The organism is Bacillus sp. FSL H8-0547 (assembly GCA_038002745.1).
Classification (GTDB): domain Bacteria; phylum Bacillota; class Bacilli; order Bacillales; family Bacillaceae; genus Bacillus_P.
In genome coordinates this window covers 2,352,252-2,362,803 of sequence record JBBODD010000001.1, presented here as the reverse complement: position 1 = coordinate 2,362,803, position 10,552 = coordinate 2,352,252, and the positions used below count along the sequence as shown (strand labels likewise).

The following is a 10,552-nucleotide window of genomic DNA, read 5'->3' as shown; positions in this document are numbered from 1 at the left end:
TGATTCTAAATATCTAGTGCAAGAGGTTTTAAATTGGGGTTTTTGCTTAAACGACCTTTTTCTACACATGAAAAAAGGAACCTCCTTTTAATGGAGATTCCTTTTAGGGTTAAATCTATTTTTTAAAGAGGAAATGATGCTGCCGCTTCTTTTTCTTTTAATAAAAGGTGAAACGTCTCCTGGTCTGAACCTGCAGGAAGTTCGTATGAATCTTTGTACGTTTCACTTCCCTTTCCGGTCACAAGAATCCAGTCACCCGCTTCAGCCAGTTCCCATGCTTTTTGGATGGCAAGCGTCCGGTCAGAAATGACAATGTCTTCTTTTTTACCGCAATCGATAAGATACGTTTTCAATTCCTCTGTCATTTCTTCTGGGTTGACACCATTCAGATCGTCATATGTCAAAATAGAGCAGTCACTCTTCGTTGATGAGATTTCCACCATTTCCGCCCGTTTGCTTTCATCGCGTCCGCCTCTGAATCCAAACACATGATAGATCCGCTTTGCTCCGCAGTCTCTTGCGGTTTTCAAGATGTATTCAAACGCATCCGCCGTATGGGCATAATCAATAACAGCTGTGGCGCCTTCCGGATGATCGTACATTTCAAAACGTCCTGGTACATCTTTAAACGATCTGAAGCCTGCAATCAGCTTCGCACCATCCACGCCGATTTTACGCCCGGCCAAATACGCCATAGAAGCGTTATAAATATTATGAAGACCCGGAATGCTCATGGAAAAATGAAGCTTTTCACCCTTCTCTGTCACTTCAAAATCAGAGCAGTGAACATCATTTTCAGATGTAAACTTTAGATCATCACTTGTCGACGGCCCGAATGTAGACACCTGAATATTCCGCTCCCGCAGAATGCCGGTGAGCTTTTGGCCCCATTCATCATGCGTGCTGACAATAGCCTGTCCGCCCTGCTTCAGTTTTGAAAACAGCTGCTGCTTTACTTCAAAATATTCCTCTATTGTATTGTGATAATCGAGATGTTCATGAGCAAGATTCGTAAAAAGACCGAGATCAAATTCGATTCCTTCCAGCCTTTTTTGAGAAAGGCCGTGAGAGGACACCTCCATAATGACAACCTCGTCTTTGCTTTCAGCCAACAACCGCTGCAGTTCAAGCGCATCCGGCGTCGTATTCTTTGAACTGTATGCCTGTCCATTGATGACATTGTGAACCGTGCCAAAAAGCGCACATGAATACCCGGCGTGCTGCAAAATGTGTCTCAGCATGAAGGAAGTGGTCGTTTTTCCGTTTGTACCTGTGATGCCAATCATGATGTGTTTTCTTGAGGGATAGTCATAAAAATGCGCCGCCAGATTGGCAAGTGAGTCTCTGCTGTTTTCCACTCTTACATACGGCACAGGTAAACCTGTCAGGTCTTTTTCTCCAATAACAGCCGAAGCCCCTCTTCTGATTGCATCCTCTATATAATCATGGCCATCCCGTGCATACCCTGAGATCGCTACAAATAAGCAGCCTTCTTTGACTTTGGCTGAGTTTGCTTCAATTCCCGTAATTTCACAAGCTCCCAGTTCATCCTGATGAAAAATGGAATGACCGGTCTGCTCAAGCAAAGTTAGTAAATTCATCGTTGATCTCCTTATTTCATGGCATCCGTTCTGTTATGTTGCATCAAAAAGAGCATTGTTATCAATTATGCGTTTTGTGATACCATATTTGTTCGAAACCATTCCGTTTTTTTGAGGGAAGCGGAGGATGAAAATGTTGGATATTGTCGAAATGGGTCGTAAGGCTGGTATTTGTGGGACAATGATGACTGCCAAGGACAGGCTAAATACAGCTAAAAGTCCAACAGACCGCTTTAACAAGCCAAATCAGCGCTCTAACAAGCGAATTTGCCTTTCTAACAGTCTAAACTGGCATCCTAACAAGCCAAACAGAAAAAACGGCTCCATCCAAGGAGCCGCCGTCAAAAGGGGGATCTATGTTAACTATTCACAACCTCTTTTTGAGATAGCTTCACCTTTTCAGTGACCTTCTCTCCCTGCCGGTAGAATTCTACGTCTATTTCATCCCCGATTGCCGTTTGTGAATAGAGGAATTTGCGCAGTTCACCTGAGCTTTTGATCTTCGTGCCGTTCATGGCAACGATAACGTCTCCTTCTTTCATGCCTGCTTCAGATGCAGGAGAACCCGGGCTGACACCCTGTACAAACACGCCTTCTGTCACATCATTTGGAAGCTTCAGCGTATTTGTGCGGTACTGCTCCGGCACCTGGCTCAGATCAATCAGGCCGACACCTAGAAACGGGCGGTCAACTTTTCCCTTTTCAAGCAGTTCATCCACAATCGGCTGCAGATCATTGCTTGGGATCGCAAAGCCGATGCCTTCAACACCGTCCTGGGTAATCTTCAGGCTGTTGATGCCGATAACCTGACCGTTCATATTCAGCAGAGGGCCTCCGCTGTTTCCAGGGTTAATCGCAGCATCCGTCTGGATGACGCTCAAATCCCAATTTCCTTCAGACGTTTCAATCGGTACAGTACGGTCTGTTCCGCTGATGATTCCTTCCGTCACTGTGCGGGAGAAATCCAGACCAAGCGGATTTCCAATCGCTACAACCCGTTCTCCTGCACGAAGCTTTCCTGAATCCCCGAACTGCGCGACTGCTTTTGCATACTTGCTGTCAATTTTCAAAACAGCCGTATCTGTCAGCGGATCAGCACCTACCAGTTCAGCTTCTGATTTCTCTCCGTCCGAGTACGTTATTTCAATGCTGCTTGCGCCTTCAATCACGTGATTATTTGTAATGATGTATGCTGTGTTCCCGTCTTTTTTGAAAATAACCCCTGAGCCGGTGCCCGCTTCAGCACTCTGCGTGCCGCCTCCAAAGCTGCGCTGCTGCTGTTTATTTGAAATACCGACAATCGCAGGGGACAGGTTCTCGACCATATCAGCAATATCATTCGTCTGGCTGATCGGCTGCGTATTCACCTCATTCGTGCTGTTTTCCTGAGCCGTGTTGGAATCAACAGAATAAGATGGCTGATTGCTGCCGGTCTCTTCTTCAAAATACGGCTGAACACCAAGTACAAGCGCTCCGCCTACTACACCGCTGATAACCGATGAAAGAACGCCCCGCATTCTGGACGGCTTCTTCTCTGGCTTTGCGGATCTGAAAGTCTCCCGTGATTCCTGCTCCATTGCCTCTTTCCGTTCCGTATCATCGTAATATCCCATCTTCATTCCTCCCGGTGAATTTCTTTGTTGACTCTACTATAAGAAATCTTTTTGGGAGAAAGATGAGAGAAATGTGGGAAATTGTAAGAAAAGCGGAATCAGCCGTTTAGCTCCGATAGGCAGAAAAGAAATCACCCGAAAAGTCCGGGTTTGACTTTTTGGGTGATTTTGTTCTGACAGAGGAGTTGGCTGATGGAGCTGGACACCACGAAAAGCGGAGCCGACCGTTTAGCCCTGACAGGCAGAAAAGAAATCACCCGAAAAGTCCGGGCTTGACTTTTTGGGGGATTTTGTTCTGACGGAAGGGCTGGGAGGCGGAGCTGGACACCACGAAAAGCGGAGCCGACCGTTTAGCCCTGACAGGCAGAAAAGAAATCCCCCAAAAAGTCCGGGTTTGACTTTTTGGGGGATTTTGTTCTGACGGAAGGGCTGGGAGGCGGAGCTGGACACCAAGAAAAGCGGAATCGCTCGTTTAGCTCCGGGAGCCAGATAAGAATCCGGCGGAAAAGTCGGGGTTTGACTTTTTTGACGGATTTGTTCTGGCAGAGGAGTTGAGCGATGGAGCTAGACACAAAAAAATGATTTCCCCCGCTCCACCATAGTATAATGACCAATAAGAGGAGGGTGAATCAGAATGACGTATTCGATTTTCCTTGTTGAAGATGAACAGAATCTCAATGATTTACTGACAAAATACCTTGAAAAAGAAGGATACAGCGTGACCGCGTTTACAGACGGAGAAAGCGCGCGTGGCGCAATAGAGAAGACGCCGCACTTGTGGGTGCTTGATATTATGGTTCCCGGTGTAGACGGATATCAGCTGATTAAAGAGATCAAAGCGGCTTCACCGGATACCCCGGTCATTTTCATATCCGCACGGGATACGGACATTGACAGGGTACTCGGCCTTGAGCTGGGAAGCGATGATTATATTTCGAAACCTTTTTTACCGAGGGAACTCGTCATCCGGGTTCAGAAGCTGTTGACCCGTGTGTATGAATCTGCCCCCGCGAAAAATACGGTGACGCTGCCGCCATACACCATTGACGAAAGCGTCCGCTCCGTTTCGCTTGACGGTCAAAATCTGAACTTAACATCTAAGGAGTTTGACCTGCTGCTTCTGTTTCTGCATAACAAAGGACAGGCCTTTTCACGCGAGCAGATGATTGAGCACATTTGGGGCAGTGATTATTTCGGGACGGACCGGGTCGTGGATGATCTTGTGCGGAGATTGAGAAAGAAAATGCCGGACCTGAAAATTGAAACCATTTACGGGTACGGATACAGGATGCTGACTGCCTGATGAAAAACAAATCCCTCGCCTTTCAGATCTGGATTGTCATTTCAGGCATTCTTTTATTAATTTCGCTTGTTTTAATGATCATTTTCCCTACAACCCTGAGAAACTTTTTTACAAATGAAATCTACAATACGATTGAAAACGAACAGCACATCCTGACGGAATACCGGCTGCAGGGGGATATGGATATGGACCCGCTGAATCCAAACGGAGAAAAGCTGTCTCCGGACCGCTCGGTTCAGCACATCATTCTTCCTGAAAATGCGCCTTTTTTTTATAACGAAAAAAAGTTACCGCTCCGCTTTTTGCAGGAGACCCAGTCTCTTGCAGCGAAACAGGAAGCCATTACAGAGGAATATTCAAGAGTGATAGGCGATGAACGGCTCTTTTTTGTCATCAAAAAAGTCTCGCTCGACGGGCAGCCCGCCTTTTTGCTTTCCTATGCATGGGACTCCTACAGAAACGACCTTGTGCTGACCCTGTTTAAACAGCTTGTCTTAGTCATGATCATCGTCTTTCTGTTCAGCTGGATTCCGTCCATCTGGCTTGCTAAATACCTGTCGCGCCCGCTTGTTTCACTCGAAAAAGATGTTAAACGAATATCTAATGAGGACTGGCATGAGCCTGTCGTTCTTGAGCGCAGCGATGAAATTGGAAAGCTTGGTTCTTCCATCGAACAAATGCGTCAGAGGCTTGTGAAAAAAGATGAAGCCCAGCGCACGCTGCTGCAGAACATTTCCCATGATCTGAAAACGCCCGTCATGGTCATCAGAGGCTATGCCAAATCCGTCAATGACGGCATCTATCCGAAGGGCGACCTGACCAGCACCATGGACGTCATTGAAGAAGAATCAGAACGGCTTGAGAAAAAAATCAAAGATCTTCTCTATATTACTAAGCTTGATTATCTCTCATCCCGGAATGCTTCAAAGGAAAAACTGCATTTGAACCGGATTGTCCAGGAGGTCATCGACCGGATCAGATGGAGCCGGCAGGAACTTGACTACACCATCCAGCTTGAAGAAGCCGTCATCCACGGAGACGCGGAGCTGTGGATGAAACTCCTCGAAAACCTGTTTGAAAATCAGCTGAGATATGCAGGTACAATCATCGGCGCCAGGCTTACCCGTGAAGGCTCTGACTATCTGATGAAAATCTGGAACGACGGCCCTCCGATTGAGGAAGATATTCTGCCGCACCTGTTCGAACCATTTCATAAAGGTAGCAACGGAGAATTCGGCCTCGGCCTGAACATTGTCAAGCGTATTGCTGAGCTGCACGGAGGAAAGGTCTGGGCAGTCAATGAACAGGGTTTGAGTACATTTTATGTGAAGGTTCCGATTTGATAATCTGCAATTTAAAAAAGAACATGAGAAACGAAGCAAACCATTTAACACATGTTATGGTTTGCTTTTTCATTATAAAATGAACTATTTACAGAGAGCACCTATGTTAACATGGAAATATCAGTTATTTTATTGGAGGGATGACAGATGGGTGAAATCATATATCATGTTGCTGTTTCACTGGACAACTTTATAGCAGATCAAGGGATGATAGATGGAAATATAGATAATTCTCTCTTTTTATTCGAAGGGGATCATGTCCCGGATTTTTTATCAGATATTCAGCAATACGATGCAGTTTTAATGGGTGGAAAAACATATGAGTTTGGGTTTCAATTCGGCGCTAAACCTGGTGAACCCGGCTATAAGGGCATAAAACACTATATCTTCTCGAACTCCATGCAATTTGAGTCGAACGAAGAAGTCGAACTGGTCAAAGAAGATGCTATAGGATTTATTGAAAAACTTAAACAAAAAGAAACCGGAAAGATATGGCTATGCGGCGGCGGAGAGTTGGCTGGTTCATTGCTTAAACATAAACTCATAAATCAATTAGTACTCAAGGTTAATCCAATCATGGTCGGTGAAGGCATCTCTTTATTTGGCAGTGAGAAGCCATGTTATGAATTAGGGCTGGTGGACATAAAACAATATTCCAGCGGAGTCTTTAAAGCTACTTACGATATTATTTATCCTTGATGTACATTAAAGAGCATACCAGCAGCTAATTGGTATGCTCTTTTATTTACTATTTATATTGATCAGCGCTCTGCAACTGAACCCGGTAGACATTCAATAACCATCTAGCAGGATCCGCTGTTAGCACAGGTGAGCTAATTAACATCCCCCAAATAAACCTTCTCCGGTTTTTCCCCAAGATGAAGCTTCATAATCTCATCCCTCACAGTGATGGGATACAGCCTATGATCCCTCAATGTTTCTACAGGAAGCCAATCCACCCCAACCTGCCCGTCATCCGGCACCGTTCCCGCTGAAGGTTCCGGCTGGCCCTCTTTGATGGTGCAGAGAAACATCATGTCCAGCTGATGAAATCCCTGATCATCGAATCCGTGGTTTCCGGCAACATAATCTCTGACAAATACCAGTTCGTGAATGTCTACTTCTACCCCTATTTCTTCAAGGCATTCCCTGCGCAGGTTTTCGTGCAGATTCTCGCCCTGTTCCTGTCCGCCGCCCGGGAGAATGTAGTAATAGCCCTGCTCATCCTCTTTCTTGATGGCAACAAGGTTTCCGTCTTTTAAAATGATGGCTTTTGATGCTGTCCGAACCATAGTGAAATCCCCCTTGGAAAATAATAGCTTTTTTATTATAGAGGACTTTCCGATATTCGAACAGGTATTTTAATAGCCGGTCGGCCAGTTGGCAAGCCTGCGCTCGCTTTTCGTTCCGTTTTTGTATGAGGCGTATTCCAGCGCCTTGCACAAATATTTCCTTGTATCTCTTGGATCAATGACATCATCCAGGTAGTGTTTGGAAGCTGCTTTATAGGGAGAACTGTCAAAAGCCCACTGCTCGAGCAGCTTTTTCCGTGCCTCTTCCTGATTGGCTTCTTCCTGCAGCTGTCTTCCATACACGACATTAATACCCACTTCAGGTCCCGTGAAATTAATCTCGGCTGTCGGCCAGGCAAAAACGAAATCCGCTCCCATTGAAGGACCGCACATATTGCCGTATGCTGCCCCGACACTTTTTCTGATGACAACTGAAATCTTAGGTACAGTGGACTGGGCAAGAGCCTGGTTCCAGATCATAATTTTAGTCGGCATTTTTTCACGTTCAGCATCCTGGCTTATTCTGAATCCGGGAGTATCGTGCAGGAAAATTAGGGGAATATGGTAAGAATCACATAAACAAATGAAATCAATGGCTTTATCGCACTCTTTCGGGCCTGCTGCACCGGCAAATTTCTTCGGCTGATTGGCTACAATGCCTGCCGTTCTTCCTCCCATTCTCACAAAAGCCGTGATCAGGCCTTCCCCGTATATCGCTTTATACTCAAACATCTCCCCTGCATCAGCAAGGTCCCTGATAATCTCTTTCATATCATAGACTCTGTTTTTCTGTTTCGGAAGAATGTCAAGAACCCTTTCAAGCTTTCTGTACGGATCGTCATCTGTTTCTTTAAACATGGGTTCCTCCCCGCTATTCAGCGGCATATAGCTGAAGAATTTTTTCATCTGCATGATGCATTCTTCTTCTGTATCGCCAAAAGAGTCTGACTGGCCTGTGTGATCCGCATGAACCCTCCATCCTCCAAGCTCTTCCGTTTCTACTTTTTGCCCGGTAGCTATAGAAAGCATTCTCGGACCTGCAATCGCCATGCAGGTTCCTTTCAGCATTGTGACGAAGTCAGATGAAACGGCCATCCATGTTGGGCCGCCGAAGCTGTCGCCTAGAATTGCCGTCATCAAAGGAACCTCCCTCGAATGAGTCAGCATTTCCTGCGGGAAAAGCTTGTCGCTGATTCCGTCAGACCCCATTCCATCAGGCATTCTGAGTCCTCCGCCTTCATTCAGGTTAAAAAGAGGAAGGCCCCTTTTCAAAGCATATTCATGAACTTTTTTAGATTTGCGGATATGGACGGCCCCCTCTGTACCGGCAAAAACAGTTTTATCACCGGCCATTACAACGGCAGGCCGTCCGTCGACTTTTGCAAGACCTGTAATCAGACCGTCCCCGTAGCTTTTTTCGGCTGCTCCTTCTTTGTCTGAATGATTCAGCATTCCGAGCTCAAGAAAACTGTCTTCATCTGCAAGCAGGGCAATTCTTTCTCTCGCCGTGTAAAATCCGCTGCTGTGCAGACGGTCTATTTTGTCCTGTCCTCCTCCTAGGAGCGCTTTTTGTTTTCTTTTGTCCAAATCAAGTACTGCATAATCGATCTCGTTTAAATGTGTTTTCATTTCGCTGCCTCCCTCGCTGATTTTAATTCCCTTCTCAGCACTTTGCCTGAGCTTGTGGCAGGCAGAGCATCCAGAAATTCAACTTCTGCCGGAGATTTATAGACGGCCATATGCGCTTTTGCCCAAGTTAAAATTTCATTCTCCGTCAATTTGTCTTTGTATTCGGGATCAAGAACGATAAAAGCTTTGACACATTCTCCCTTTTCTTCATCGGGAATTCCGATTGCCGCACTCTGCAAAACCGCTGGATGCTCGTTCAGCAGCGCCTCGACATCTTCAGGAAACACACTGTAGCCTGACGTTTTTATCATTTCTTTCAACCGCCCGTAAAAGTAAAGATAGCCATCCGGATCCAGCATTCCGATATCCCCTGTCCTCACATAGCCCTCTACAATTGTTTTCTGTGTTTCATCCGGTCTGTTCAAATATCCTTTAAAAATTCCCGGATTGCGGACCGCGATTTCTCCGCGCTCTCCCTGTTCGCACGGCTGACCGGTTTCGGGATCCACGATCAGAATGTGATTTTGATAGACGGGTATTCCGCAGCTTCCGAACTTAATCTTATCTTTCGGCATGAAGGTATCACATGTATGGGTTTCACTGAGTCCGTAAGATGCCTCGTGCATCAGGCATCCTTTTGTAAACTCTCTCCACCTGTCAGCAAGCTCCTTTGTTACAGCCGTTCCAAAACTTGTCGCCGGATTATGCTTCAAGGATGATAAATCTCTGTCTTTTGCTCCGGGAGTCTTCAGAATTGCTTCATTCATGGGGGCTATGCTGTACCAGGCAGTCACTTTATAGATTTCAATTGCCTCGGCGGCAGTTTCAGGATCAAACCTTGTCAGGAGAATACACGTGTTTCCTGTATAAACAGGAATGTTTACCCCCATGACCATCCCTGCAATATGGCAGAGCGGCGCTGCGGCAAGAGAAACATCCTGTTCTCTCATCTCATTTGCCTGAGCTGTTGCAGCCGTTTTGTAAAGGGAACTTCCGCAAGAGAGCAGGGCTCCTTTAGGCCTGCCTGTTGTTCCCGAAGTAAAGACCATCAGACCTTCGCCTTCCCATAAATCAATAGGAGCATTCTCTTCCAGCGGGTCCTCATGCTGAAAAATGTCCTGAATATCTTTGGCAGACGATTTTTGTTGTTTTTGCCTTTCCAATTCGGAAGGAAGCTTAAAGATTGGATTATCAGGCAGGAAATCCCCGTAGTGGACCGTTACCGCCAATAGATCAGTCTTATTTGATTCCGCGGCTGTTTTTACTCTTTGAAACAGCTCTTGTCCTGCAATGACAGCTTTCATGCCTGACTCTTTCAGGAAATAAGACAGTTCGGATTCTTTGTACATCGGATTAAGCGGAACAGCCACCCCGCCAATTTTTTGAATGGCATAGTGGGCGATAATATACTGCGGACAATTTTGCATGTAGAGCCCAACGGCATCACCCTGGCCAATTCCATTGCGGCTCAGGTATGCTGACAGTTGGCAGGTTTTTCTGTAAAGTTCTTTCCACGTAATCTTATTTCCATAGTAAATATAGGCTGGCGAGTGAGGCTTTTCTTCGGCGTGCCTCTTCATGTACTCATGAAGAGGTTTCTCTCCTTGTTGATAGACTAACGTTTCAGAAAGATAATCTGGCCAATAGGCTGTCATATACGTTCCCCATTTCATCGAGATTTTCAGACTGACCGGTTAGTATGTTGTCCTCTTATTATACAAATAGATCACTCTCATAGAAATGATTATGTTAAATTTTTCTATAAACATGC

General features: G+C 45.8%; 8 protein-coding genes. 3 read left to right on the top strand and 5 right to left on the bottom strand.

Annotated elements, in window-relative coordinates:
* Positions 1–122 precede the first annotated feature (122 nt).
* Positions 123–1,601 (bottom strand): UDP-N-acetylmuramoyl-L-alanyl-D-glutamate--2,6-diaminopimelate ligase, encoded by a 1,479-nt coding sequence (locus tag MHB63_11605; protein MEK3807177.1) that lies wholly within the window; start codon positions 1,599–1,601, stop codon positions 123–125.
* Positions 1,602–1,960: 359 nt separating this feature from the next.
* Positions 1,961–3,214, bottom strand: a complete 1,254-nt coding sequence (locus MHB63_11600) for a trypsin-like peptidase domain-containing protein (GenBank protein ID MEK3807176.1) — start codon at positions 3,212–3,214, stop codon at positions 1,961–1,963.
* 634 nt (positions 3,215–3,848) lie between these two features.
* Here MHB63_11600 and MHB63_11595 point away from each other — a divergent pair.
* The 3 genes from MHB63_11595 (at position 3,849) to MHB63_11585 (ending at position 6,559) form a co-directional block, all read left to right on the top strand.
* Entirely contained in the window at positions 3,849–4,517 is a 669-nt protein-coding gene (locus MHB63_11595; protein ID MEK3807175.1) for a response regulator transcription factor, read from the top strand.
* Positions 4,517–5,860: a HAMP domain-containing sensor histidine kinase gene (locus MHB63_11590; protein MEK3807174.1), complete on the top strand. Its 1,344-nt coding sequence runs from the start codon at positions 4,517–4,519 to the stop codon at positions 5,858–5,860. Before MHB63_11595 ends, MHB63_11590 begins: the two co-directional genes overlap by 1 nt.
* 147 nt (positions 5,861–6,007) lie before the next feature.
* Positions 6,008–6,559 (top strand): dihydrofolate reductase family protein, encoded by a 552-nt coding sequence (locus MHB63_11585; protein ID MEK3807173.1) that lies wholly within the window; start codon positions 6,008–6,010, stop codon positions 6,557–6,559.
* Between the two features lie 134 nt (positions 6,560–6,693).
* Here MHB63_11585 and MHB63_11580 read toward each other — a convergent pair whose 3' ends face one another.
* The 3 genes from MHB63_11580 to MHB63_11570 all read right to left on the bottom strand — a co-directional run bounded on the left by MHB63_11580 (position 6,694) and on the right by MHB63_11570 (position 10,436).
* Complete coding sequence (locus MHB63_11580; protein MEK3807172.1) at positions 6,694–7,152, bottom strand: NUDIX domain-containing protein; 459 nt, start codon at positions 7,150–7,152, stop codon at positions 6,694–6,696.
* Between the two features lie 69 nt (positions 7,153–7,221).
* Entirely contained in the window at positions 7,222–8,781 is a 1,560-nt protein-coding gene (locus tag MHB63_11575) for a carboxyl transferase domain-containing protein (protein ID MEK3807171.1), read from the bottom strand.
* Positions 8,778–10,436, bottom strand: coding sequence for an AMP-binding protein (locus MHB63_11570; protein MEK3807170.1), 1,659 nt, complete (start codon positions 10,434–10,436; stop codon positions 8,778–8,780). The genes MHB63_11575 and MHB63_11570 overlap by 4 nt, the downstream gene beginning before the upstream one ends.
* Positions 10,437–10,552 lie beyond the last annotated feature (116 nt).